The organism is Niabella aurantiaca DSM 17617, from assembly GCF_000374125.1.
GTDB classification, from domain to species: Bacteria; Bacteroidota; Bacteroidia; order Chitinophagales; family Chitinophagaceae; genus Niabella; species Niabella aurantiaca.
Window position 1 is genome coordinate 1,108,737 of record NZ_KB893625.1, and the last position, 23,870, is coordinate 1,132,606.

The 23,870-nt window shown below is 47.5% G+C and carries 23 protein-coding genes; 12 read left to right on the forward strand and 11 right to left on the reverse strand.

What is annotated here, in order from left to right; all coding sequences use genetic code 11:
* Nucleotides 1–98: 98 nt before the first annotated feature.
* Nucleotides 99–1,487, forward strand: coding sequence for a class I SAM-dependent methyltransferase (locus B160_RS0104770; protein ID WP_018626739.1), 1,389 nt, complete (start codon nucleotides 99–101; stop codon nucleotides 1,485–1,487).
* Nucleotides 1,468–2,925 carry a sulfatase-like hydrolase/transferase gene (locus B160_RS0104775; protein WP_018626740.1) on the forward strand — a complete coding sequence of 486 codons (1,458 nt, stop codon included), beginning with the start codon at nucleotides 1,468–1,470 and terminating at the stop codon, nucleotides 2,923–2,925. The genes B160_RS0104770 and B160_RS0104775 overlap by 20 nt, the downstream gene beginning before the upstream one ends.
* On the opposite strand, the gene B160_RS0104780 is transcribed toward B160_RS0104775, so the two are convergent.
* Nucleotides 2,867–4,051 carry a hypothetical protein gene (locus B160_RS0104780; protein WP_018626741.1) on the reverse strand — a complete coding sequence of 395 codons (1,185 nt, stop codon included), beginning with the start codon at nucleotides 4,049–4,051 and terminating at the stop codon, nucleotides 2,867–2,869. The genes B160_RS0104775 and B160_RS0104780 overlap by 59 nt on opposite strands.
* On the reverse strand, nucleotides 4,048–4,650 hold the full coding sequence (locus B160_RS0104785) for a riboflavin synthase (protein ID WP_018626742.1): 603 nt from the start codon (nucleotides 4,648–4,650) through the stop codon (nucleotides 4,048–4,050). The genes B160_RS0104780 and B160_RS0104785 overlap by 4 nt, the downstream gene beginning before the upstream one ends.
* A 121-nt stretch (nucleotides 4,651–4,771) precedes the next feature.
* On the opposite strand from B160_RS0104785, the gene rpsU reads away from it, so the two are divergent.
* The 5 genes from rpsU to B160_RS30440 all read left to right on the forward strand — a co-directional run bounded on the left by rpsU (nucleotide 4,772) and on the right by B160_RS30440 (nucleotide 7,907).
* Nucleotides 4,772–4,969, forward strand: coding sequence for a 30S ribosomal protein S21 (gene rpsU / locus B160_RS0104790; protein WP_018626743.1), 198 nt, complete (start codon nucleotides 4,772–4,774; stop codon nucleotides 4,967–4,969).
* A gap of 57 nt (nucleotides 4,970–5,026) precedes the next feature.
* Nucleotides 5,027–5,932: a tyrosine-type recombinase/integrase gene (locus B160_RS0104795; protein WP_018626744.1), complete on the forward strand. Its 906-nt coding sequence runs from the start codon at nucleotides 5,027–5,029 to the stop codon at nucleotides 5,930–5,932.
* Between the two features lie 149 nt (nucleotides 5,933–6,081).
* Nucleotides 6,082–6,381, forward strand: coding sequence for an HPF/RaiA family ribosome-associated protein (locus B160_RS0104800; protein ID WP_018626745.1), 300 nt, complete (start codon nucleotides 6,082–6,084; stop codon nucleotides 6,379–6,381).
* 287 nt (nucleotides 6,382–6,668) lie between these two features.
* Nucleotides 6,669–7,202 (forward strand): YMGG-like glycine zipper-containing protein, encoded by a 534-nt coding sequence (locus tag B160_RS30435; RefSeq protein WP_018626746.1) that lies wholly within the window; start codon nucleotides 6,669–6,671, stop codon nucleotides 7,200–7,202.
* A gap of 117 nt (nucleotides 7,203–7,319) precedes the next feature.
* The gene (locus B160_RS30440) at nucleotides 7,320–7,907 is read left to right on the forward strand and encodes a DUF6799 domain-containing protein (RefSeq protein ID WP_018626747.1); all 588 of its coding nucleotides are present in this window, start codon (nucleotides 7,320–7,322) and stop codon (nucleotides 7,905–7,907) included.
* Nucleotides 7,908–8,268: 361 nt separating this feature from the next.
* Here B160_RS30440 and B160_RS0104820 read toward each other — a convergent pair whose 3' ends face one another.
* Nucleotides 8,269–9,153 carry an NAD(P)-dependent oxidoreductase gene (locus B160_RS0104820; protein WP_018626749.1) on the reverse strand — a complete coding sequence of 295 codons (885 nt, stop codon included), beginning with the start codon at nucleotides 9,151–9,153 and terminating at the stop codon, nucleotides 8,269–8,271.
* Between the two features lie 134 nt (nucleotides 9,154–9,287).
* On the opposite strand from B160_RS0104820, the gene B160_RS0104825 reads away from it, so the two are divergent.
* Entirely contained in the window at nucleotides 9,288–9,647 is a 360-nt protein-coding gene (locus tag B160_RS0104825) for a winged helix-turn-helix transcriptional regulator (RefSeq protein ID WP_018626750.1), read from the forward strand.
* A 301-nt stretch (nucleotides 9,648–9,948) separates the two neighbouring features.
* Here the strand turns inward: B160_RS0104825 and B160_RS0104835 are convergent, their stop codons facing one another.
* From B160_RS0104835 to B160_RS0104870, 6 genes are all read right to left on the reverse strand, one after another.
* A complete protein-coding gene (locus B160_RS0104835) occupies nucleotides 9,949–10,536 on the reverse strand; it encodes a hypothetical protein (RefSeq protein WP_018626751.1) in 588 nt (195 codons plus the stop codon).
* Nucleotides 10,536–11,123: a YdeI/OmpD-associated family protein gene (locus tag B160_RS0104840; RefSeq protein ID WP_018626752.1), complete on the reverse strand. Its 588-nt coding sequence runs from the start codon at nucleotides 11,121–11,123 to the stop codon at nucleotides 10,536–10,538. The genes B160_RS0104835 and B160_RS0104840 overlap by 1 nt, the downstream gene beginning before the upstream one ends.
* Nucleotides 11,123–11,548, reverse strand: coding sequence for a VOC family protein (locus tag B160_RS0104845; protein WP_018626753.1), 426 nt, complete (start codon nucleotides 11,546–11,548; stop codon nucleotides 11,123–11,125). Before B160_RS0104845 ends, B160_RS0104840 begins: the two co-directional genes overlap by 1 nt.
* A 211-nt stretch (nucleotides 11,549–11,759) precedes the next feature.
* Nucleotides 11,760–12,365 carry a Crp/Fnr family transcriptional regulator gene (locus B160_RS0104850; RefSeq protein WP_018626754.1) on the reverse strand — a complete coding sequence of 202 codons (606 nt, stop codon included), beginning with the start codon at nucleotides 12,363–12,365 and terminating at the stop codon, nucleotides 11,760–11,762.
* Nucleotides 12,366–12,586: 221 nt separating this feature from the next.
* Nucleotides 12,587–13,573, reverse strand: coding sequence for a WD40/YVTN/BNR-like repeat-containing protein (locus B160_RS0104855; RefSeq protein ID WP_018626755.1), 987 nt, complete (start codon nucleotides 13,571–13,573; stop codon nucleotides 12,587–12,589).
* Between the two features lie 407 nt (nucleotides 13,574–13,980).
* Nucleotides 13,981–14,679 (reverse strand): outer membrane beta-barrel protein, encoded by a 699-nt coding sequence (locus B160_RS0104870; protein WP_018626758.1) that lies wholly within the window; start codon nucleotides 14,677–14,679, stop codon nucleotides 13,981–13,983.
* Between the two features lie 276 nt (nucleotides 14,680–14,955).
* Here B160_RS0104870 and thrS point away from each other — a divergent pair, with 276 nt between their 5' ends.
* From thrS to B160_RS0104900, 4 genes are all read left to right on the forward strand, one after another.
* Nucleotides 14,956–16,896 (forward strand): threonine--tRNA ligase, encoded by a 1,941-nt coding sequence (thrS, locus tag B160_RS0104880; RefSeq protein ID WP_018626760.1) that lies wholly within the window; start codon nucleotides 14,956–14,958, stop codon nucleotides 16,894–16,896.
* A gap of 139 nt (nucleotides 16,897–17,035) precedes the next feature.
* Nucleotides 17,036–18,349 (forward strand): ribosome biogenesis GTPase Der, encoded by a 1,314-nt coding sequence (der, locus tag B160_RS0104885; protein ID WP_018626761.1) that lies wholly within the window; start codon nucleotides 17,036–17,038, stop codon nucleotides 18,347–18,349.
* A 56-nt stretch (nucleotides 18,350–18,405) separates the two neighbouring features.
* Nucleotides 18,406–18,795, forward strand: coding sequence for a hypothetical protein (locus B160_RS0104890; protein ID WP_018626762.1), 390 nt, complete (start codon nucleotides 18,406–18,408; stop codon nucleotides 18,793–18,795).
* Nucleotides 18,796–19,038: 243 nt separating this feature from the next.
* A complete protein-coding gene (locus B160_RS0104900; protein ID WP_018626764.1) occupies nucleotides 19,039–19,425 on the forward strand; it encodes a hypothetical protein in 387 nt (128 codons plus the stop codon).
* Between the two features lie 198 nt (nucleotides 19,426–19,623).
* Here B160_RS0104900 and B160_RS0104905 read toward each other — a convergent pair whose 3' ends face one another.
* Nucleotides 19,624–21,828: a DUF4954 family protein gene (locus B160_RS0104905; protein WP_018626765.1), complete on the reverse strand. Its 2,205-nt coding sequence runs from the start codon at nucleotides 21,826–21,828 to the stop codon at nucleotides 19,624–19,626.
* A 169-nt stretch (nucleotides 21,829–21,997) separates the two neighbouring features.
* Complete coding sequence (glmS, locus tag B160_RS0104910; protein ID WP_018626766.1) at nucleotides 21,998–23,836, reverse strand: glutamine--fructose-6-phosphate transaminase (isomerizing); 1,839 nt, start codon at nucleotides 23,834–23,836, stop codon at nucleotides 21,998–22,000.
* Between the last annotated feature and the right edge of the window lie 34 nt (nucleotides 23,837–23,870).

Genomic DNA, 23,870 nt, shown 5'->3' on the forward strand with positions numbered 1-23,870 from the left:
TTCTTTAAGGATATTTGGCAACGGGTCAAAAGCATCTTTACAAAGAAAGATAGTAAGAATGAAAATGAAAGTGATCAATAACCCGCAGGTGACATACTATGCTTGAGCTTCAAAGGGTGCCCGCTTCCTACCGGGATAGCAGCGGATTTGTTTTTGTCCACAATAATAATTATTACAGGTATCTCTCTCCTGAGTATATGGATACGTACCGCTTCTTTATGGAAAGCGGGTTGTATGGAACCCTGGTTCAAAAAGGGCTTTTAATAGAGCATGAGGAGGCAGACGAAATATTCCGTGAAAGGGCGCTGCCTGGAAGGTTTTTGCGCCCCAGGCAGTTAACAGTGATAACGTACCCTTATGAGTGGAGTTTTGATATGTGGAAGGATGCAGCGCTGCGCACTCTGGAAACAGCGATGGAAGCATTAAAAAAAGGAATGCTATTAAAGGACGCGACCCCTTTTAATATCCAGTTTGACAAGGGAAAACCTGTTTTTATAGATACGCTTTCCTTTGAAAGATACACGCCGGGTACTCCCTGGGTTGCTTACAGGCAGTATTGCGAAGGATTTTTAGCTCCCTTATTGATAATGAAGTATGTGGCCCCGGAGCTTGGTAAATTGTTTCAGCTGTACCCGGACGGGATCCCTTTAAGCCTGGTGAGGAAAATGCTACCCCGGAAGGCCTTTTGGAATCTTCATACCTACTTGCATATTTGGTTGCAAAGCAAGATCAGTACAAAATACAAAGGCGGACCAGGCAGGGAGGAAAATATGTCTGAGGGCCGGCTGCTGACATTATTGAATGGATTGAAACAATACACGGCATCTCTTAACCGGAAGCGGGAGGAAGGAGCGTCTGCCTGGCGACGTTATTACGATGATTGTCATACAGAGGAGTATTATAGCTATAAAAAAGAACGGGTGCTGCAGACGCTGCAGTCATTAAAACCATCCTCTCTGTTGGATCTCGGATGTAATACAGGACAGTTCAGCCTGCTCCTGCAAGAGCAGGATTGCAGGATCATTGCATTGGATGCAGATCATTCCTGTGTCAATGACCTGTACCGGCGTATTCAACAGCATCAGATAAGGAATATTACGCCTGTTTTGAGCGCGATCAACCATCCCACGCCGGCAATCGGGTGGAGTGGTGAAGAGCGCTCCGGCCTTACGGAGCGAATTAAAAGCGACGTTGTCATCGCCCTGGCGCTGATCCATCATCTGGCTATATCCGGAAACCTGCCTTTTCAAAAGATTGCATCCTGGCTGGCGAAGATCTCGCAACACCTGGTGATCGAATTTGTTCCCAAAGAGGATGAGAAGGTGAAATTATTATTGCAAAACCGCAGGGACATTTTTGGAGATTATACGGCAGCGGCATTCCTCAGGGAGTTCGAAGCCTATTTTACATTGGTGGACAGACATCCGCTTAGAGGCAGTATCCGGGAACTTTTTATTTTTAAAAGACATGACAAAATACCGGGATAAGCCTTTTCATCTTTTGCTCATTCCGGTGTTCTTTTGTTTGCATGGATGGGCAGAAAATTTTGATTTCATCTCCTTCGGCGACATCCTGCTCCTGAATTTTCAGGTTGTCCTGTCGTTTGTAATCTTCGCCGTTGTGCTCAGGATCCTCTTAAAGGATCTGCTGTCCGCGGCTCTTTTAACTTCAATAGGAGGGGTATTCTATTTGTTCTTTGGGGCCATTAAAGACGCGTTAGCCGGAACGCTGTCCGGCAGCTATACGTTCCTGTTGCCGCTGTTCCTGCTGTTGCTCATCATCTTTTTCTTTTTTATCCGTAGCAGGAAACCGCTTCTTATCAAACTTACGCGCTATTTTAATTTACTCTTTTTTGTATTGGTTGTTATTGATCTGGCAAGTTGTCTGGGACATTCTTTTAATAGCAAAAAACAGGTGACCAGCTTTGAAAAAGTTCCGGTAAATGAAATGTCTGTGTCAGATAAGCCGGATGTTTATTTTCTGTTGTATGACGAATATGCGGGCTACAAAACGCTCAGGGATAGTTTTGGTTTTAAAAATGATCTGTTCTATGACCGGTTATCGCATCTGGGCTTTTCGGTGGGTTCAACGTTTTCCAACTATAACAAAACGCCCTTTTCGATGGCATCGATCTTTAATATGGATTATGTGAAAGATGGCGATGTTGCCAGGCCGGTGACCACGGCGGTGATCCAGGATCGGTATAAGGAGATCCAGGAGGCAAGGGTTTTTGATATTTTTAAATCATTGGGCTACGAGGTCCGCAGCTATTCTGTTTTTACCGTAACGGGGAATAAGCCATTATCTGTAAATAGCTTTATACTCAATTCCAACCGCTTGATCGTGGATAAAATGCTGCATAACCGGGTCATAAAGGACCTGGGTTGGTGGTTTGTAACCGGACGGCACGCGGTAAAGTTTTTTCAGAATATATATTATGGCGATATCCGGCATTATAATGAAACCGTTGAAGAAAAAGTATTGGCATCATTAAATCCGCAGGTGGGAAAGCCCCGGCTGATATATGGTCATTTCTTTCTTCCGCATCATCCTTATTTTTATGATAGTCTTGGCCGGCCGAATGAAGGTATCGATCTTTTAAGCCCGGCGGTTAAGATCGATAAAGGACGCTATCTTTCCTATTTAAAATACAGCAATAAGCAGATCCTTAATGTGGCCCGCCGGGTTGTGGAAACAAACCCTTCTGCGATTGTGGTCATCATGAGCGACCATGGTTTCAGGGAGCTTAAAAATGATAAGAATACACCACCACTTGCATTTGACAATCTTTGCGCGATCCGGTTACCCAATGGGAACCGGGAGATCCCGTTTCCCCGTAGTGGGGTAAACCTCTTCAGGTATCTTCTTAATGCGGGGTATCATCAGCGTATTCCGTTTTTGAAAGATTCCGTTGTTCTTTTTTAACAAAGCGGCTCACCACCTTGCTGATGAAGGGTATTGCCAATATCAGTAGGTGCGGCACAATCGTAACCACGAACCGGTTATGCCAGTCGTCGCAGGTTAAGATCACACTGCACCAGACGGAAATGACCGCAACGATGCAAAAGCGGAGGAGCCCTCTGTTCATTTTGAACCAGCTGTATATTCCCATAGCCGCGAGCGGGTATAATAAAAAAAAGAAGCCCATGAGCAGCCCGTTGTGCACCGGACTAAAGTAGCTTCGGTAGACCCCGAAAAATGCGATTGTTCTGTTGAGCGCAAGGGGTGCAAACTGTGAAAAATTGTGCGTGATATAATAAAGAATACCGCCTAGGGAGTTTGGGTTATCACTCAGATTGGGCGCAGTGTGGTGTACCGGTACACCGCAAATGATCATATTTTCCTTAAAGGGAAGCATAAAATCCAGCTCTCCTCCGCTTCCCATGGCCCGGTCAAGGATCAGCCAGCCTGTAATGAACAGCGCAATGACGGCGGCTGACAGCACAAAACGGTTGCTGCCCCGGTTCAGTTTTGAGATCAAATAAACAAGCGTTGGAGGGATCAGCAACAGGCCGGAGGGACGGGTAAGCATTAGTAGCAGGAGGAACCCTACAATAATGGCGAGTGTTTTAAATGTAATACGGCGCTGCTTTAACAGATAGACCGTGTACAGTACAATAAGGCTATGGAACAACGACTCCGTTTGCAGGGCTACATTATATTGATGGAACGGGATACAGATCAGCAGAAGGGCGGTAGTGATAAAAGCTGTTTTTTTATCAGCAACGGAAATGGTAAACCTGTAGAACAAAGAACAGGCGAGTGCATTTACCAGTAAATGTATAAAAACGACGGTGCCAAATCCTAATTTAAGTTGAATGCAGAATGCAATAAGGAATATTTCTAAGCTGTAAAACCAGAAATTGGGTGAGCTGAAGCTACCTGTTTTTAAAAAGGTATGAGCTTCATGGATGTATTTGACCGCTTCGAAGTCGGTGCGGATTCCGTACTGGATCCATAACCCTGCCTGAACTCCAAGCCAGCAGAGGACCAGGATGGCGGTAGTACTTTTTGTTACGGGCTTGGTGTCATGTTCTGCTGTACCCCTCATTGCAGCATGTTTTTTTCCAGCTCCCTGCTCCTCAAAATATATTTCCCGATCACGTCAAACTCCAGGTTCACCGTATCGCCCGTTTGCAGCTGCCCCATATTGGTATGGGCAAGGGTATAGGGGATGATGGCTACTGTAAAGCGGGTATCGGTAATATTAAAAACAGTGAGGCTGATGCCGTTGAGGCTGATGGACCCCTTTTCGATCACCAGGGGAGCAAATTTTTGGTCGAACGCAAACGTAAACTCCGTGCTTCCGTCTTTTGGAACAACCGCCTGGCAAACGGCTGTTCCGTCCACATGCCCCTGTACAATATGACCATCCAGGCGGTCATTCAGGATCATGCACCGCTCCAGGTTTACCGTGGTTCCCGGTTGCCAGTTGCTCAGGTTGCTTACCGCCAGGGTTTCTGCCACCGCAGTTACCTGGTGCCTGTTCCGGGCAATGGCTTCCACAGTAAGGCAAACACCATTATGGCTCACGCTCTGGTCTTCCTTCAGCTCCGCGGAAACCGCACTTTCGATCCAATAAGTAAGATTGGTACCTTCTTCATGACGCGAAACCACGGTTCCGGTTGCCTCAATAATTCCTGTAAACATGCGCCAAATTTCCGGGAAGAAATTGAAAATTCGGGATTTAGGATTTGAAATTTGGTATTTTATATTTTTCCCCTATCTTTGCAATCCTAAAAAATGACCAAAGGAGGTATAAAAATATTTTATGTTAATTATTGATTCTAAAGACTGCGAAAACATTGATAAGGCTTTAAAGAAGTACAAAAAGAAATTCGAAAAGTCGAAAACTTTGTTGCAATTGCGTGAACGTCAGCATTTTACAAAACCATCGGTGAAGAGCCGCGGACAGCGTTTAAAAGCAATTTACAAGCAGCAGATCGCCAGCGGTAAAATAGAATTATAAAATAGTTGATATTTTATATAATATTGTAACCTCAAGTACTTACTTGAGGTTTTTTTTATGCCGGAACGGTTATCAGACCATATTGAACCCTTTATCAGCTATCTGAAGTTTGAAAAAAGATACTCCCGGCACACGGTAACGGCCTATTCGACCGATCTGCGTGCATTTTCAGATTATATCACGCCGGTTTACGGGGATGCGCCCATCGGGGAAATATCCTACCTGTATATCCGGAGCTGGCTGGCAGACCTGATGGAACAAGGGCTTACCGCCCGGAGCGTTAACCGCAAGATCTCTACCCTGAAGTCGTTCTTTAAGTACCATATCAAAGTGGGCACGATCGGGGAGAACCCCATGTTCCGGATCATAGCGCCAAAAACAAGTAAACGCCTGCCTTCTTTTGTGAACGAGCAGGATATGAAAACACTGAACGAAACGCTTACGCGGGCTACCGAGGATTGGAAGAGCCTGAATGCGAAAATGCTGATCCAGCTCTTTTATGGCACGGGAATGCGTTTGAGCGAGCTGATCCAGCTGAAAACGGACCAGGTGGATCTGAGCCGGAAACAGGTTAAGGTATTGGGAAAGGGCAACAAAGAACGGGTGCTGCCCCTGGACCTGGTACTGGTCGCCTCAATACAGGAGTATAACGAGCTGAAACGAAAACAGTTTGCAGATCTGCCCGGTGAGTTGCTGGTAACGGAAAAAGGGAAAAAGCTCTATCCCAAATATGCCTACCTGCTGGTGAAGAAGCACCTGTCGGCCGTTGCCACACTGGATAAAAAGAGCCCGCATGTGCTGCGGCACAGCTTTGCCACACACCTCATGAATAACGGGGCAGAAATAAAAGCGGTAAAAGATCTGCTGGGGCATGCAAGCCTCGCCGCTACCCAGGTTTACACCCATAATTCCATAGAAAAACTGAAAGACGTGTACCGGAAAGCGCATCCTAAGGCGCGCTAAAAAAGCGGTGCAAAAAAGGGGAGAAATTCTCCCAAAAATTAGCATTTAATTTTGGGAATCGATATCTTTTTTGATTAACTTTAGGCTAAAGAGCATCAGATCTTTGAAATAGGAAAAATATCGATTATTCACTTTTAAATTCAACTATCATGAATGTGAACATTCAAACGGTTAATTTTAACGCAGACAGGAAGTTGATTGAGTCAATCAACCACAAAATGGACAAATTAGCTACATTTCACGATCGCATCATTGGTACGGATGTCTATCTGAAGTTAGACAACATCGTACACAATATTAAAGATAAGATAGTAGAGATCAGGGTACAGGTGCCCCGGCATAGTTTCTTTGTAAAAACCACCAGCAAATCTTTTGAAGAGTCGTTTGAAAATGCTTTCGATTCTTTAGTAAACCAGGTAAAAAGACGTAAAGAAAAAATGATCGCGTAGATCATATCCGCAAAAGAAAAAATAACTATATATATTATCCATATTCGTTCAGCCCCGCCCCGGTTTTCCGGGGCGGGGCTTTTTATTGCTGATGCCCGGTTAACAAATGATTAACGGGGAACGGTGCCGCTAATGGCCCGGGAAAACGGTCTTAAGGCCGGAACATGAGCTAAAACACGCAGTGTTAGTTATTTGAGTATACTTTTTTGGTCTTGTTATCATAGTTTGGCACAGTTTTATGTATATACTAAAATAGATTTTTAATTCGGACTTAAAACGTATCTATTATGATGAAGAGAATTATACCTTTTGCAGTGATTGCAGTAATGTTACTGGCCGTAGCCTGCCGCAATACCAAGAAAGAAGACAGTACCGGCGCTATTCCCGTGCAGGATACCTTAGGACTGGCCGAGTATCAGAAATGGAAAATGGAAAATGAAGTGCGCAACCGCCTGGAGCAGGAACAGCAGGCTGAAGTGGCTCCGGCCGCGGCGGCCCCCGCACGTTCTTCCTCTGCGAGAAGCAGTTCAAGAAGCAGTGGCAGCCGGGGTACCACTTATAACAGTGGTGGAAACGGCGATTATTCTTCCGGCTCTGCAGGAACAACCGAGGCTCCGGCACCGGCTCCCCAGAAAAAAAGAATGAGCCACACGGCTAAAGGCGCAATCGTAGGTGCAGCTTCCGGTGCGATCATCGGTGCAGTGGCAAACAAAAAGAACCGTTTGGGAGGCGGTGTGGTTGGTGGTGTGATCGGCGCGGCAACCGGTGCAGGTGTGGGTGCCATTGTGGATAAAAAAGAACGTCAACGTAATGGCTATTAATGATTGAATAATACAAACGGTCCGGATGAATTTCGGGCCGTTTTTTTGTATTCATGATCATTGCTGACAATATATTTGTTTAAAGCTGTATTTATTAATCCTTAGAAAATAACTAAAATGATGAAACAAACATTAGGCCTGGCCCTGAGCATGGCGCTGCTGGCTGCTTGCAACAGTTCTGAAACCCGGTCGCCGGAAAGCGCCGCCGATTCTACGGGAACAGCTGTAGTTACTGTAGATACCAATGCGGTTGTCGCTCCAACTGCCGTTCAATACACGGATGGCGATGTGATCCTGAAAGAAGGAAAAGTGTATGTGTACACCAACGGAAGCTGGGTGGCTGCCGATAAAGAGATCAAGCTGGACAACGGCATCATCATTACCCCCGATGGAACGGTAAAGAGCAAGGACGGAAAAGTTGTGGTACTGCAGGAAGGAGAGTATGTGAATAAGTCCGGCGGCTTTTTTGACCGTACCGGTAATGCCATAGACAACGCATGGGACAAAACCAAGGAGGGGGTGTCAAAAGGGGCAGAAGCCACCAGGGATGCCACCCAAAGAGCGGCTGACGCTACAAAAGAAGGTGTGGAAAAAGGCGTGGAGGCTACAAAAGATGCCGCGCAAAAGACCGGCGAAGCCATTAAAAAAGGTGCAAAGAAAGTAGGAGATAAGACCAGGGAGGTCGTGGACGATATTAAAAAATAACCAGCACAGCATTTTCGATTATGTTTTGATGAAGGGGCCGGGCAACCGGCCCCTGTTTTTTTTTGAAGCAAAAGGCATCGCGGGATCCCGGGGAGCCGCCGCTTTTCACGTGTCGCTTATCAGTAGGTGAGAAGTGAACTGTTGAGGATTTGGTTCTCGATGCTTATTGCTCATGGGTTTCCGACTTCCACAGAAAATTCGGGGACCCTGGTATTTCGTATTTGGATGCTGAATACCGGATACCGTTGTAATCGCTCAGTAGAAATTTATTCATGGAGTAACGATCGCAAACAGTCTGATAACTGAAAGCTGAAGGCCTAGGCGGGATGCTGAATTCCTGGTCCTGATAACTCTGCCCGCGTTATGCCGGACTCCGCAATGTTTTGATCAATGCTGCAAATTCCTCCTGTTCGTAACCTGCTTCTTTTGCCCTTTTGAGCCAGTTTGCCGCAAATTGGGGAAACTCACTGTTGATGCCGCTTAGCTTTGCAGTGGACAGGATTCTTTCTGCAGCGCTAACGGAAATGGCGAGCGGGCTTTGCGATATCCTAAAATCACCGCTACTGATTACGGCACCCTCGTGTTTCAGAAACTCGCCCATACCGGGTGCTATTTCAGCAATAATATTACCATATTCCTCTACGTCAAAGTTCTCAGATTCAGCGATGAGTGCGCCATGAAAGAAACCGATGGCCGCTCCATAGATATAGGAAAGCGTAGCTGTATCAAGGGCGGCAGCAGCGGCAATATTTTTGCCAAGGTATTTCAAGTTTCCGCCCAAAATTTTTAGGGTGTCTTCAATTGCTGCATATTTTTCCGTATCGCCCGAAAACAATATGGTGGTATCGGGCTGTGCCATCTGTTCCGGCGCCACCTGTATAGCCCCATCCAGGTAATATGCCTGTTTATTCCTGAACCAGGCTTCACTTTGGCGTGCCTCCTGTGCCGTACCGGTTGTCAACTGTACAATGATCTTGCCATTCAACACTGTTTCCGTTTCGACCGCGGCAAAAAGTGCCGTTGCTATGGCATAGTTGTGCACGATGACAATGCTCAATGGGCTGGCTTCAACGGCCTCGTGTAGCGTTTCGACGAGTTTGGCGCCTTCTTGTACCAGTTGTCGTGCTTTTGCTGCTGTCCGGTTGAACACGGTAACTTCAAACCCTTTTTGCAGATAGAGCTGCGCAATTTTTATGCCCATAGGGCCAAGACCGATAACACTGATTTGATTTTTACTTGTTTCCATTTTGTCTTTGTGTTTTATTTATGCAAATGTAGATTGCACCAACCTGCGGTGCAATACGGGAAGAAGGATTCACCCAGGGAATAATTATTCCCCGAGGGATTTTGAAAATTATTAAATTCGCCGAAACGCGCATAATGAAGTATAATCGGAAAATTCCGGAAGACCTGGATTGTGGTATCGTGGTTACCATGAAGGTGCTTGGAGGAAAATGGAAGACCTGTATATTAGATGGTATTAACAAGGGTATGAAACGCCCCAGCGAGTTGCATCGCGCTATTGACGAAGCAAGCCCTCGCGTCATCAATATGCAACTCCGTGAGCTTGAAGAAACGGGCATTGTAACAAAGACGGTTTATCCCGGCCTGCCGCTCAGGGTGGAGTACCGTTTGACCGGATTGGGGATGAGCCTGCTGCCCATTATAACCCTTATTGACAAATGGGGGATAGAACATAATCACCTGGTCGAAAACCTGCAAGCATCGGCAGAAAGCTGACCGGATTCCCGTTGAAATGAAAATCATTGGCTCTTTGGAGCACTATTTTTAACGGCTAACCAAACAACGCAAACGCTTCTCTACTGTTTTGCTAAATTCGTTTTTGCTTTCCTGTATGCAAACCATCTTAAAGTAATTGCAATAAACACTGCAGACAGCAGCAGCAACACGTAATTTACGCCTCGCCAGCCTCAGAAATTGGGCACCCTGCCCGCAAAAAAGCTGGAAAGGCCGATGGACGGATACACCGTAAAGTCATGATCTTTTGTGTTCATCGCTGCGAATGGTTAGGTGAAATTTATCAAGGATGATGTGCGTGATGCTGATGCACCGGGGATGGCGCCTTATTCACATGCAGTGTAAAACGTGCCGTGTGCAATACTTCACCGGTTTTAAATTGTACCCACATACGGTACATACCTGCCTGGGGAAATACCGTATAATTGCCGTGTCCGTCCGCTTCCTGATGCAGGTGCTGAAAAACCATCAGAGAGCTGTTTACAACGATTAAATGAAAAACAGTTTCGTGCTGCACGCTCAGCGGCAAATGCAACTCCGGTCGCTGCGCGTCTACTGGCCGGAATAGCAGTCGTGCATTTTCTCCGATATGGATAGTGTCGGTGGCCGTTAGCATCTTCATTTTTACTGTCGATGACTGGCTGGTCGGGTATGCATGCTCATGGTGATGTGTTTTTGAGTCCACTTTTTTTGTTTTATCAGGTTTACAAAATAAATTTTGATAAGCAAAAATATGCCAACATGCACCGGCGACTGTTACGGAATTCTGGATTTGGTTTGTAAGATTTACACTTTCTCCGGTGGTGTTCTTTGTCTTCCCTGATTTGCTTGAAGAGGCCTGGGGTGGTTGCTTTTTGAACTGATTGCTCATTATTGCCGGCTGTGATTTGCTTTCCGGTTTTCCGCTGCAAGCCTTACGGTTTCGACTATCCTACGCTGGCGGGTTTCAGGTTTCTTTGCATTTTGTATCCATTCGAGGATGACTCTTTTTGAAGAGGGTGAAAATTTTTCAAAATGCCCGAAAGCCGAACGGTTCTGGTTAAACAACTCCTGCAAATCTGCGGGTACAACCAGGTTTTGAACATCCGTCAATGCATCCCAGGTTCCTGTTTTCTTTGCCAGGTCTATCAGCCGTTGCCCGCTTTGGGTCATCAGGCCAAGTTTTATCATTCTATCCGCCCGCTCTTTGTTAATGTTGCTCCAATTGCTTTGAGGCTTTCGTTGCGAAAAAGTCAGGTAGAAACTTTCCTTGTCCCTTTTTTTTGCTTTGCTGTCTATCCACCCAAAACATAAGGCTTCTTCCATAGCTTCAGCTATCTCAACGGATGGCGTTGAACTTCCTTTATGATACAGCACAAGCCATACTGAACTTTCTTTGTCGTGGTTGGCCAACAGCCAATTTCTCCATTCGGTCCTGTTCTTCGTCAAAACGACTTTTTTTCCGTCTTTGATTTCCATTAGTGTAGACCCGGTTTGTTGCTGGTAAGAATGTCCAGATAATGAATGTTTGTCATAATACCGAGAATATTTCCAAAAGGATCAACAACGGATGCGGTTACGAACGCTCCCTTGCCGCCGCTTCTATCATTTATAGGTTGATAGAGCGTTGCTCCCAATGACAGAAGTTTGTCGAGTGTCTCCTGTAGATTATCAACATGCCAGTAAACGACGGCCCCTCCGGGATTGCCGGTAGCTCCATCAGGAGCATATTTGCTGTCAATAATGCCCAGCTCATGCTGATAGTCTCCAATTCTAAATTCAACATAACCAGGCACTTTAAAATAGGGCGCTATCTTTAGAAACCCGGTGTACCATTGGGTTGCAGCTTCCAGATCAGCAGCATAAAAACTCAGGGTTGTTAAACCACGTAATGTTGTTTCCATATTGTGTGTATTTAAAAATTAATCGCTTTGAAAACAGTGTATCAACCGCTACTATTCAGGGGATGAACTTTATGCCTGACGCTGTTTAAGGAAGGTTTCTTTTCCCATTGTTTAAATTGATTTTTGACTGTATCTCTGCTTGTCTGATGTGTCAAAAATACCAAACCGTATCCGGGTGCCACTCTACATATGTTGAGCGGGACGAAAATATTTAAATCGTTCCCAGTTCTTTGCGTATGCGGCTTAGTTGCGTGGGGGTGATACTCAGGTGAGAGGCAATATACTGTAGCGGGATCCTTTTTTCAATGCCCGGATGTGCCTGAAGGAGTTTTAAATAGCGTTCGGTTGCCGTTTCCGTAAGCAATGAGATCTCCCTTTGCTCATTGTCTACAATCCATTTTTGTTCCAGGTAAGCAATATAGAGGTTTTTCAGCTCATCATTTCTACTGACCGCCGCCTTGGTCTTCAGATAAGGTAAGCAGAGGCTCACGGTATCTTCAATAGCTTGTAACATATACTCGGTTGGCACTCTCAAAATGAGTGAAAACCGTGTGCTGGCAAAATCATTTTCCAGGTAGATGTATTTGTTCCAGGTATTTCCCGCTTTGTCGATAAAATAGGACCTCAACGCGCCTTTGCATATAAAGTGAATATCATTGCCCAACCGGCCGCTGTGGAGCAATATGTCATCTTTTTTAAATTTCCTGAATTGAATAAACTGTTCCAGCAAGGCAAAGGTATTTTCGGATATGGTATAGTAATCTGAAATAGCCTTCTTAAACCTGGTTACATATTCAGGGTTTGGGTCTGCTTGCATAGTAACTTTTTTTGCCGGATATCAACACGCCGGAGACCATTATTGGATTCCGGCCTCAAACTTACTGATTATGTCAGATATTTTTATGGCTCATGTGATTCGCCAGGGTAGGAGCAACAGGTGAGATGTTGCCGGTGTTTGGTATTTAGTATTTGGAGCCCGGCCTGCCGCTGCTTTTGACATTTCATTTGTTAGCGGGTGAGAGGTGCAATGTTGATGGCTCAATTTTCAGATCTTGCAAAACGGGCAATGGTTCCCTTAGGGCCGGACAGATAAGCCGTTTTTGTTGCCCGGTCAATATAAATGGAATTGAACGGTTGGCCGGAAACGGGTCTCCAGTTCTTACCTCCATCTGTAGTTATATCCACCCCGTTCAGTCCGCAGGTTACCCAAATGCGTTGGTTCAGTGGTGCTACGGCGCTCCGGTAACCCCTGGGGCCATTTTCCGGCTGCCGGAAGGTGTTACCGCTGTCTTTGCTGATTAGCAGCACACTGTCGCTGCGGTTGGGATTCTGGAAATCGCCGCCTGCGATCATCAGCAGGGAGCCCATGGCTGCAATGCTGTTGGCGCCGGTGCTGGCGGTACCCTGCATCAGCGGGAGCCGGATAGTGTTACCATTATCAAAAAGCCGGGATGTGGATCCCCCGCTTGCCATCAGGACTTTTGTTCCTGTAACCGTGAGGTTGGTACCGCTGGCCGCAAAAAAAGCCTCCCCCGGCAGGGCGGTGGGACCGGGCCGGGGCATCCAGGTATTTCCGGCATCAGTTGTTTGTGCTATAAAGATTTTGCCAAGCACCGGATCTCCGATCACATAGCCTTTCTTCTGACCGGCAAAGATCATCGCATCTAAAAACATGGCTGTGTCCCGGTTTTCATATACGGTCTTCCAGGAGTTGCCTCCGTCGGTGGTTTTAAGGATATAGGCCGGGCTGGCGATGGCCATTACCAGGGCAGTGTTCGTATCCAGTACTGCTATGTCCCTGAAATCATTGGTCTCGAAACCAGGTACCTGCTTCCATTCCCAGGTTCTTCCCGCATCTGTGGAGCGGCCAATGTACCCGTTGCTGCCGCTGACCCAAATGGTATTCTTAACCCCCCCGATCCCCCGGAGGTTCGTGGGCCTTTCGCTGGCGATGATCTCCAGGTTTTGAGAGGTTGCTCCTAAACTGCAGGCAGATAAAAAAACAAAAAGCAGGCTTTTAAACATGGATGATCCTTTTTGACTTAAAGATACCGTGTTTCCGGGTGAATGGTTCCATGATTAGCAGAAGATCCGGCAATGTACGCATACGAAACTACCGGTCTGTTCTTAAAATGAGATAGCGCATGCAGTGTTGGCTATGTTCATTTACAATATGGTCGTGAATGGGGGAAATAAGAAGTAATGTGAAAGATCAGTTTGTAAAATTTCTCAAATTTCACAACACAACTTTTCACAAATTTGTGACAAGCTGTACGAAAAGCGCTGAAAATGTATCAGAACCTTTTGCTCACTGGGTATCCGCAACCAGCTGCTAGGGCTGCTGTTTCCGGGGCTTAAAAATGAACCTGAAAAAAACGGCGATCTGCTGACCGCTTGCGGCCGGCAGATCGCCGCTGTAAAACACAGCCCCCCTATCTTTTATGGTGATGCATCTTCATCATTTTCCCTTTCCATTTTTTCATGGCGGCGGAATTGATCTGCATGCCCAGGCTCATGGTCAGGTTACGGTTGGTAAAGGATGGAGCTTCATCGGAATTATTGGGTTTTTGTTCGATGAATCCATGATAATAATTGATCTCATGGTTCAGGTAAAAACCATCAAATACCCGTATATTCAGTCCCAGTGACGCATTGCCGCCCACATCTATTTTGGTGTTCATGGCCTTAGTGGTATATAGTCCGGCAAACGCATCCTCTTCTGTTTTCAGAAAAGACTTACCGCCTACCAGGAACTGTACCGATGGGCCAATGGTCAAACGCGGGCGTACCCGCTGCTCCGCACTGCCAAAATTGAAACTGGCAAAAACGGGGACCTTTATATAATTGGCCCTCGCGATCAGGCGGTTGTCGGTATCTTCATCTTTAAAAGTGGCACCCTGGCTGCTGAAAAAGGTACCGAAACCGACACCGGCAACGTCGGTAAAGTTATAAGTAGCGGTGCGGCCCAATTCAAAAGTAGGATGGAACTGGCGCTTGGCATCCTCCGGTTTATTGCCCACCGTCCAGCTATGTCCAAATGCGGCACGGTCGCCGATATTCCAACCGGTTTGAGCGGCTGCTCCCTGTGCTCCCGCAATGAACAGGACCCCTGCAAAAAATAAATGTTTCATATATAAAGTGTTATTTATGAATACAGCCGGCAAAACCGTGCCAAAAAGACTGATTCTGTAAGCTTTATGTTATGGCTCCCGGGCGCAAAGAGTGGCTTTTTCCATAAATCACCGTTTTTTATACCAACCAGGCTGCGCTCCGGCATCCGTTTTTTGAGGTAGTCCGGTTGCCGGCTCGGAAAAACATGGCAGAAAAAATGCCCGGTATTATATCTCTTTGCACACTGCCAATAGTTTGCTAATTTTGCAACCTTATTTTATTGAATTTTAGTGAATATGATCAATATTACATTTCCCGACGGGGCCAGGCGTGCGTACGAGGCCGGCGTTACCGCGCTGGATATCGCGAAGTCCATTTCAGAAGGACTGGCAAGAAAGGTAATTGCTGCAACAGTGAACGGAGCGGTCTGGGACGCTACGCGCCCGATCAACGAAGACAGTGCTGTGGTTTTACTGACCTGGAGTGATACCGATGGTAAAAAGACATTCTGGCATTCGACCGCGCACCTGATGGCCGAGGCAGTGGAAGCCGCTTTCCCGGGAGTTAAGTTCTGGGTGGGCCCTCCGTTAGACTCAGGAGGCTTTTATTATGATATGGACCTGGGCGACCGTAAGCTCTCCGAAGAGGATCTGGCGGCCCTGGAAAAGAAAATGAATGAACTCGCCAAACAGAATAACCCTTACCTCCGTAAAGATGTTCCGAAGAACGAGGCGGTACAATACTTTGCTGAAAAAGGCGATGAATACAAGCTGGACCTGCTTACCAACCTGGAAGACGGGAACATTACCTTTTATACACAGGGGAATTTTACGGACCTGTGCCGCGGCCCGCATATACCCGCTACCGGCATCATCAAGGCCATCAAGCTTACCAGTGTGGCCGGCGCTTACTGGAAGGGCGACGAAAAAAATAAAATGCTGACCCGTGTTTACGGCATCAGCTTTCCCAATCAAAAAGAGCTGGACGAATACCTGCAGATGCTGGAAGAAGCGAAGAAGCGGGATCACCGGAAACTGGGCAAGGAACTGGGTATTTTTACCATGGATGATGATGTGGGCCAGGGTCTGCCGCTGTGGATGCCCAATGGCACGATTATCATTGAGGAGCTGGAAAAGCTGGCAAAAGAAACCGAGGATGCCGCCGATTATAAGCGGGTGGTAACACCGCATATTGCCAAGGAAAGCATGTACCTGACCAGCGGTCACCTGCCTTATTACCAGGACAGCATGTACCCGCCGATGGAGGTTGACGGACAGAAATACTATCTGAAATCGATGAACTGTCCGCATCACCATAAGATATTTGCAGCAGAGCCCAAGAGTTACAAGGATCTTCCGCTGCGCCTGGCCGAATACGGTACCTGTTACCGCTATGAGCAGAGCGGCGAATTATTCGGACTGATGCGCGTGCGTTGTCTGCATATGAATGATGCGCATATCTATTGCAACAAAGAACAGTTTGGTGATGAGTTCCGTGCCGTAAATGATATGTACCTGAAGTACTTTAAGATCTTTGGGATCGATCGTTATGTGATGCGGTTGTCCTTGCACGATCCGGAAAAGCTGGGACAGAAATACATCAACGAACCGGAGCTGTGGCTCGAAACCGAAGCATTGGTAAGGAAAGTGCTGGTAGAATCCAATATCCCCTTTGTGGAAGTAAAGGGAGAGGGTGCTTTTTACGGGCCGAAGATCGACGTGCAGATCTGGAGCGCCATCGGCCGCGAGTTCACCCTGGCCACCAACCAGGTAGATTTTGCCCAGGGCCGGAGGTTCAATCTGCAGTATACCACTGCAGACAACGGGCATGATGTACCCCTGATCATTCACCGGGCACCGCTGGGCACCCATGAGCGGTTTATCGGGTTCCTGCTGGAGCACTATGCCGGAAAATTCCCGGTATGGCTGGCCCCCGTGCAGGTAAAGATCCTTCCCATCAGCGACAAGTTTGCCGCATACACCAAAGACGTGTACCGCGCATTACGCAGGGCGGGCATTCGTTCGGAAATTGATGAACGCAATGAAAAGATCGGGAAAAAGATCCGCGACACAGAATTGATGAAGATCCCCTATATGCTGGTGATCGGTGAAAAGGAAGTGAACGATGGTAAAGTGGCTATCCGCCGTCAGGGCAAAGGCGACGCCGGTATAAAATCTGTTGAGGAATTTATTGAGGGGATTAAAAGCGAGATTGAGAACAGGACGGATGCGGTATAGAGTTCAACGTTTCACGTTTAAAGTTTCAGGTTGAATCCGGTTTCGTGCTCGATGTTTCATTTTCACATTTCCACATTGTTAAGATTCCGGTGCTCCCCCTTTACATTTATTATTTTACATTTTATATTTTACATTTCAAATGAGTTTTACCGTAGCAATTGTAGGAAGGCCTAATGTGGGGAAGAGCACGCTCTTTAACCGCTTGCTGGAGCAAAAGAAAGCGATCGTTGATGACGTGAGTGGCGTAACGCGGGACCGGCAATACGGCATTAGTGAATGGAACGGTAAGACGTTTAACGTGATCGACACCGGGGGCTTTGTGCATGGCAGCGATGATGTTTTTGAAAAAGAGATCGCAAAACAGGTTTTGGTAGCGGTGGAGGAGGCCAACGTAATCCTCTTTATGACGGATGCGGCTACCGGCATTACCGATCTGGACGACTCTATGGCCAAAGTGTTGCGCAGGAGTACCAAGCCGGTTTTCCTGGTCATTAATAAGGTAGACAACAATGAGCGCCTGCTGGAAGCCAGCGAATTTTACAGCATGGGCTTTGACCAGGTATTCTTCATAGCGTCTGCCAGCGGCAGTGGAACAGGAGAGCTATTGGATGCGGTTACGGACCTGATGACGGAGGATGCCGGCATCGACGAGCATATTGCGGGACTTCCGAAATTTGCCATCATCGGCCAGCCCAATGTGGGCAAATCATCCCTGCTGAACGCGTTGATCGGAGAGGAGCGCACCATTGTGAGCAATGTTGCAGGAACCACGCGGGACACCATCCATACCCACTATAACCTGTTCCAGAAAGAGTTTGTGCTGATCGATACGGCCGGGATCCGCCGGAAAGCAAAAGTACACGAGGACCTGGAATTTTATTCGGTCATCCGTGCTATCAAAGCCATGGACGAGGCTGATGTTTGTTTATTGCTGCTGGACGCCGAAAAAGGGATCACCGCACAGGACCTGAACATCTTCAGCCTTGCGGCCAAAAAAGGAAAAGGCATTGTATTGCTGGTAAATAAATGGGATCTTGTGCAGGACAAGAAAACCAATACGGCCAAGGAATATGAAGACCAGTTAAAGAAACGGCTGGCTCCGTTTAGCGATGTGCCGATCCTGTTTGTGTCGGCCATGGAAAAAACAAGGATCTATAAAGCCATTGAAACGGCACTGGAAGTGTACCAGAACCGGCAGCGCAGGATCCCTACAAATAAACTGAATGAGGTCATGCTGAAAGCCGTGGAGGCGCATCATGCACCGGTGGTGAGAGGTCATGCCATCAAAATAAAATTTGTGACCCAGCTGCCTACGGTGGTTCCTTCTTTTGCATTCTTCTGTAATTTCCCGGATGATGTGAAAACTCCGTACCGGAACTATCTGGAAAATCAGCTGCGCAAGCATTTTGATTTCAGCGGTGTTTCCGTGCGGCTGTTTTTCCGAAAAAAATAACAATTTGAGCGGGTTACTTTCCGGGTATAACGGAATCATAAAAAAATAAGATCGTTATGAAAAATGGATTGAAATTGACCGCTTTGGGAATGATGTTGTTTATGGCTTCCTGCGACCTCAACTCGGGGAGCGGCACGGAGGCGAACAAGGACTCTTTATCCTCCGATTCGATTACAAAAGTTACGGATAGTACTACAAGGGCGGTTTCCGACAGCATTGCTGCTGCGGGTAAAGATGCCGACAGCTCGTTAAGAAGCCTGGGTGATTCTTTAAAAGCCGACCTGAAAAATGTAGCCGGCAAGGTAAAAGACCGCTCTGTGGAACTGGGAAGCAAGGCCAGGGAAAAGGCGCAGGAAGGTATCAATGCTGTAAAAGAAGGAGCTGAAAAGATCGGTAATGCTGCAAAAGCTGGTGTTGAAGCCGGAAAAGAAGCGTTAAAAAAATAAATCCCGCCGGATATAGCCGTCCGTTTGCCGGGGAATCAGCAGTGTTGTAACACCTGTATTGGCTTGCTCTTCATTTTTGCTAACCGCTTTATTCCAGTTTTTTTGGGTATTTGTTGCTGCCGTAGTTGTTGAGTGCGGCATCGCCGGCTTTCCAAAACACCGGGTCCGGATGGGTTGCCATTACTTTTGGAATGGATTTTGTCCTGCTGTTACCGGTTATTGATCATTTTTAAAACCCGGGATATGAAAAATAATAGGTTCCTTTTCGCGGCGATTCTTTTGATCGGCGCCTGTAATACTGCCCCAGATGCAAAGCAGGTCGACCTGGATTCATTAAGAGCCGATTCGTTGTGGAAAGTACGCATCGCCGATAGCATTAACCAGGCAAGGGGCTTTACAGAGGGGATAACGGATCCGGAAACCTCAGACGGAGATTCGCTGGGCATCGAAACGATCACCGGCGGGGTAAAGGAAGGATTGAACCAGGTACAGGAAGGACTGGATAAAGTAAAAAAAGTAACAGAAGCCGGTTCCAGGAGTGCGAAAGAGATCTCTGAAGGAATTAAAAAGACCTCAGATGCGGTTCATAAAACAGTAGCCGAAACCCGTAAGACCCTGAGCGGAGAGTAGTTTTACAGACTTCTATAATGACCCTGTAGCAAAATCAGTTTATTATCCGGCTGGTGGGAATACGGATCGTTGCACAGCTATGTTTTGTGCCTTCACAAACCATTCGTAATGATACGCATTTTAATCGAATTGATACTGGTTTGTTATGAAGCCATCCGGGGGGATAATGCCTGCATGAATCAAAAATGCCCCGCACCTTCAGGAAATGCGGGCGATCAGCTGTTCCACCGTATCCCTAAATTGTGCTGTTTCCCGCTGCTGTTCATTGACGAACGGGTTATCTTCCAGTTTGCCTACGACCGCTTCCATCTCAGCGGTGGAATCGTAAACCATTTTCCGGAAAGGGTTTTCATAGTCTTTTGCTTTTGATGTACAAACAGATTGTGCCATCCATTGCTTGGTATCTGCGGCGTCGCGGAGCAGCCGGTTCAGTAGCGGGAGGTTCACGGCCCCGGGCTGAAAGTTTTCCATTTCCATCAGGGCCGCGAGACCGTGCCGCAGCTTCTGGACCGGATACAGGAGCGCCTGTTCCTTATAGAAGGCATGCACCTGCGGCCATCCCTGCTCCAGCTTCCCGGCTTCAATATCCCGGATCAGCGTGTTTACGTGCTCTTCCGGTATAAGCTGCCCGCCTGCATTTAACCAGCTGGTCCGGCTGCCGGCTTCCGCAAAGAGGGCCTGGATGGCGGCAATGCTTTTGTCATTATTTTCCTGCAGGTACCGGATCAGCAGCAGGGTGCCATAGTATGCGATCATTTTTTTGTAGCGGATATAACCTTCCCGTACTTTGATGAGGTGCACGGGGCGGCCGGAGTTCTCAAAGTCCGTTGCCTGTACTTCTAACTGATCCAGAACAGGCGCATCGCTTTCCAGCAGTTCCTGTCCCTTTTGCTCGTATTCCTTATTACCGCCAACGAGCCGGTACTTTTGATAAAAAGCCTGCCCTGTGAACCGGCACAGCAGCTGCAGGGCAAGGAACATTTCATTGACCGTATCCGGCGCCAGGAAATCGTATTCCAGCAACTGCGCTTTTTCCTTTCGTTTATCCCGGTCGGCAAATTTGCGCTCATTACGGAGGATCGCATACATATTGTACAGGAACCAGTAGCCCGGCATTACCAGCAGCCGGTCGTGGTGCACATCATTGCTTACCAGGCAAAAAGGCATGGGAATATTGAGCTCGGCGGGATAATCGCCTTTGGCGATCATGGTGAACGAAGCAAATTTTGAATTGTGCTTGAGGCTTACGCAGAGCCCGGGCCAGAACCCCCGTCCGGCCTGCAATTCACCATCGGCAGCTCTTGAATTATGATTGGACCCGATGGTGGCGCCGGCAGCGATATTGCTTTGTCCCATTACCAGGGAAGCGCATAAAAAGGAATTATTATGGTGCTGTTCGTGCGCGGGAAACAGCAAGGTGTTCAAAACCTCACAGCAGGAAATGGTAGCGTTCTCCCCCAGATAGGAGTTGATCAGCCGGGCGCCATATTTTAACTGAGAGAAGGGCGCCAGGATGAAGCGCACGGCCTTTACTCCATAGAAGGCACGGCTGCCGGCTCCCATAATACCGTTCACCATTTCACAGCCTTCGCCGATCTGGGTTTTGGCGGTTTCATCCGAATTGATGGTAAGGTTCTTTAATTTATTGGCGCCTTTGATATAGGCATCGCTGCCGATCTTGACATCCTTTATGATATGCGTGTTTTTAATGACCGTTCTTTTGCCCACAGTGCCATAGGTACCCCTGTAGGTACCAAACTGCCGGTCGGTAAATGTTTTGAAGGCGTCCTGTAATTTTTCGCTGGCCCTGTATTTGGACCACAGCCAGGCATCCCCGGGAAGCATGCCGTCGAAGGGGATCACTTTTCTTCCGGCATTCTCATTGCAGATCTCCAGCCAGATGCGCACATCTTCCGGTTCGCCATCCTTGACGATACCGTTGCCAAATTTGCTGTGCGAGGTACAGGACATTTCATTGATGTTGATCAGTATGGCCTCGTCCGCGATGATGTAATGGCTCAGCATGCGCACATTATTGATGGCTACATTGTTGCCGATATCACAGCTTACGATCAGGCTCCGGTAGAGTCCTACCGGTGTACGCAGCTGGCTGAACTCTAAAAAATAAGGTTCCAGCTTACCGATGCGTACCAATCCAAAAAATGTGCATTCTTCAATAAGCAGGATATCGATCCCTTCCCGGACGAGCACCTGCGACCAGTTATCGGACCGGTTGCCGTTCGATTTTAGGATGGCTATTTCCTGCTTGGTCAGGGGGCGGTAGTCCGCTGCCGGGTTTTGTTGAAAACGGATATGGAATTCATCTTTTCCTTCCGGTAAGAATTCGCAGGGAATGAAATTATAACCCAGGGTTTCTACCGGATGTTTTTTTATTTGGTTCATGAGCGTATTTAGACGTTAGATATTAGACTTTAGATGATGGGCTCTTTGCGGCTTCGGGTTCAACGTTTCATGTTTCTGGTTTGATTGCGGTTTGATATTCCATGTATGGTCCTTGACCCCGGGGAGGAACGAACCTGAGACTTTAAACTTCAGACCTGGAACTAAATTATCATTCAACCGTAACGCTCTTCGCCAGGTTCCGCGGCTGGTCTACATTACAGCCCCTGGCCACACCAATATAATAGGAGAGCAGCTGTAAGGGGATCACCGCCAGCATGGGGGCTACGATCTCATCGGCTTCAGGAATGCTGATGGAGTCATTGCAAAGGGCACTGCTGGTTTCATCGCCTTCCGTAATGATGCCGATCACTTTTCCTTTACGGGCCTTGATCTCCTGCATATTGCTGAGGATCTTTTCATGATAAGCATCCTTGCTGGCAATAAAAACCACCGGCAGCTGTTCATCCACGAGGGCGATGGGGCCGTGTTTCATCTCTGCTGCCGGATAGCCTTCAGCGTGGATGTACGAGATCTCTTTCAGTTTTAAAGCGCCTTCGAGGGCAACGGGGAAATTATAGCCTCTGCCGAGATAAAGAAAGTCGCGCGCGTCTTTATATTTTTCTGCAATCTGTCTTATCTGTTCATGATGATTCAGGATCCAGGCTACTTTTTCGGGGATGGCATCCAGTTCCAGCAACAGTTTTTTATACCGGTTCTCATCGATGCTGCCTTTGATATAAGCGATCTTCAGGGCCATCATGGTCAATACCACCAGTTGTGCGGTAAAGGCCTTGGTGGATGCCACTCCGATCTCCGGTCCGGCATGGGTATAGGCACCGCCATGGCTGATCCTCGCAATGGAAGAGCCCACCACGTTCACCACGCCCAGGATGATGGCGCCTTTTTCTTTTGCTTTTTCGATGGCCACCAGGGTATCGGCGGTCTCACCGCTTTGGCTTACGGCAAGGATCACATCTCCCTTGTTGATGACGGGGTTGCGGTAACGGAATTCCGAAGCGTATTCTACTTCCACATTGATGCGGCAAAGCTCCTCAAAGATGTATTCGGCCACCAGGCCTGCGTGCCAGCTGGTACCACAGGCAATGATGACGATCCGGCTGGCATTGATGATCTGCTCGGCATACTGCTGGATGCCGGCCATAGTGATGGTTCCGTTTGCAGAATGCAGCCTGCCGCGCATGCAATCGAAAATGGTTTGGGGCTGCTCAAAGATCTCTTTCAGCATGAAATGATCAAACCCGCCTTTTTCGATGGCCGCCAGCTCCAGGTCCAGCTTTTGAACATAGGGGGTGATCTGCTCGTTGCCCAGGTTTTTAAGAATAAGCTGATCCGGTTTTACAATGGCAAGCTCATAGTCGTTGATGTATACTACTTCCTTGGTGTATTCCAGCATGGGGGAGGCATCAGAGCCAAGGAAATGCTCGTTTTTCCCGACACCGATCACCAGCGGGCTGCCCTTACGGGCGGCAATGATCGTGTCCGGGTTACTGGTTTCAATGAGCAGGATCACATAGGCACCGGAAACCCGTTTGAGCGCAATGCGTACGGCTTCCTCCAGGGAACAGTCGTTTTGCAGCCGGATCTCGTCGATAAAGTTCAGCAGCACTTCGGTGTCGGTATCGCTGGAAAAAGTGTATCCTTTTTTGAGGAGCTCATTTTTTAACTGGGCATAGTTCTCGATGATGCCGTTATGGATCATGGCAATGGCCCCGCTTTTGGAAAGATGGGGATGTGCATTCTTATCGTTGGGCTCCCCGTGGGTAGCCCAACGGGTATGCCCGATGCCGGTTGTACCCTCCACACTTTTGATTCCGATCGCATCTTCCAGATCTGCTACCTTTCCCTTTTTCTTGTAAATCCGGAGCTGGTCATTGTGCATCAGGGCCACTCCGGCGCTGTCATATCCCCTGTATTCCAATCTTTTTAAACCTTTAACAATAACGGGATACGCATCCCGCGTTCCGGTGTAACCGACAATTCCGCACATAATGTTTCTTGTTTTTATTAAAGAGGGCGAAAAT

What these genes read in the sequence shown, in the direction of transcription:
- B160_RS0104870 (WP_018626758.1), bottom strand. Translation starts at nt 14,679, where the DNA reads ATGAAACATTTATTTTTTGCAGGGGTCCTGTTCATTGCGGGAGCACAG.
- rpsU (WP_018626743.1), top strand. Translation starts at nt 4,772, where the DNA reads ATGTTAATTATTGATTCTAAAGACTGCGAAAACATTGATAAGGCTTTA.
- B160_RS0104780 (WP_018626741.1), bottom strand. Translation starts at nt 4,051, where the DNA reads ATGAGGGGTACAGCAGAACATGACACCAAGCCCGTAACAAAAAGTACT.
- der (WP_018626761.1), top strand. Translation starts at nt 17,036, where the DNA reads ATGAGTTTTACCGTAGCAATTGTAGGAAGGCCTAATGTGGGGAAGAGC.
- B160_RS0104770 (WP_018626739.1), top strand. Translation starts at nt 99, where the DNA reads ATGCTTGAGCTTCAAAGGGTGCCCGCTTCCTACCGGGATAGCAGCGGA.
- B160_RS0104835 (WP_018626751.1), bottom strand. Translation starts at nt 10,536, where the DNA reads ATGAGCAATCAGTTCAAAAAGCAACCACCCCAGGCCTCTTCAAGCAAA.
- B160_RS0104900 (WP_018626764.1), top strand. Translation starts at nt 19,039, where the DNA reads ATGAAAAATAATAGGTTCCTTTTCGCGGCGATTCTTTTGATCGGCGCC.
- B160_RS0104775 (WP_018626740.1), top strand. Translation starts at nt 1,468, where the DNA reads ATGACAAAATACCGGGATAAGCCTTTTCATCTTTTGCTCATTCCGGTG.
- B160_RS0104845 (WP_018626753.1), bottom strand. Translation starts at nt 11,548, where the DNA reads ATGGAAACAACATTACGTGGTTTAACAACCCTGAGTTTTTATGCTGCT.
- B160_RS0104795 (WP_018626744.1), top strand. Translation starts at nt 5,027, where the DNA reads ATGCCGGAACGGTTATCAGACCATATTGAACCCTTTATCAGCTATCTG.
- B160_RS0104890 (WP_018626762.1), top strand. Translation starts at nt 18,406, where the DNA reads ATGAAAAATGGATTGAAATTGACCGCTTTGGGAATGATGTTGTTTATG.
- B160_RS0104785 (WP_018626742.1), bottom strand. Translation starts at nt 4,650, where the DNA reads ATGTTTACAGGAATTATTGAGGCAACCGGAACCGTGGTTTCGCGTCAT.
- B160_RS0104850 (WP_018626754.1), bottom strand. Translation starts at nt 12,365, where the DNA reads ATGCAAGCAGACCCAAACCCTGAATATGTAACCAGGTTTAAGAAGGCT.
- glmS (WP_018626766.1), bottom strand. Translation starts at nt 23,836, where the DNA reads ATGTGCGGAATTGTCGGTTACACCGGAACGCGGGATGCGTATCCCGTT.
- B160_RS0104820 (WP_018626749.1), bottom strand. Translation starts at nt 9,153, where the DNA reads ATGGAAACAAGTAAAAATCAAATCAGTGTTATCGGTCTTGGCCCTATG.
- thrS (WP_018626760.1), top strand. Translation starts at nt 14,956, where the DNA reads ATGATCAATATTACATTTCCCGACGGGGCCAGGCGTGCGTACGAGGCC.
- B160_RS0104825 (WP_018626750.1), top strand. Translation starts at nt 9,288, where the DNA reads ATGAAGTATAATCGGAAAATTCCGGAAGACCTGGATTGTGGTATCGTG.
- B160_RS0104840 (WP_018626752.1), bottom strand. Translation starts at nt 11,123, where the DNA reads ATGGAAATCAAAGACGGAAAAAAAGTCGTTTTGACGAAGAACAGGACC.
- B160_RS30440 (WP_018626747.1), top strand. Translation starts at nt 7,320, where the DNA reads ATGATGAAACAAACATTAGGCCTGGCCCTGAGCATGGCGCTGCTGGCT.
- B160_RS0104905 (WP_018626765.1), bottom strand. Translation starts at nt 21,828, where the DNA reads ATGAACCAAATAAAAAAACATCCGGTAGAAACCCTGGGTTATAATTTC.
- B160_RS0104800 (WP_018626745.1), top strand. Translation starts at nt 6,082, where the DNA reads ATGAATGTGAACATTCAAACGGTTAATTTTAACGCAGACAGGAAGTTG.
- B160_RS0104855 (WP_018626755.1), bottom strand. Translation starts at nt 13,573, where the DNA reads ATGTTTAAAAGCCTGCTTTTTGTTTTTTTATCTGCCTGCAGTTTAGGA.
- B160_RS30435 (WP_018626746.1), top strand. Translation starts at nt 6,669, where the DNA reads ATGATGAAGAGAATTATACCTTTTGCAGTGATTGCAGTAATGTTACTG.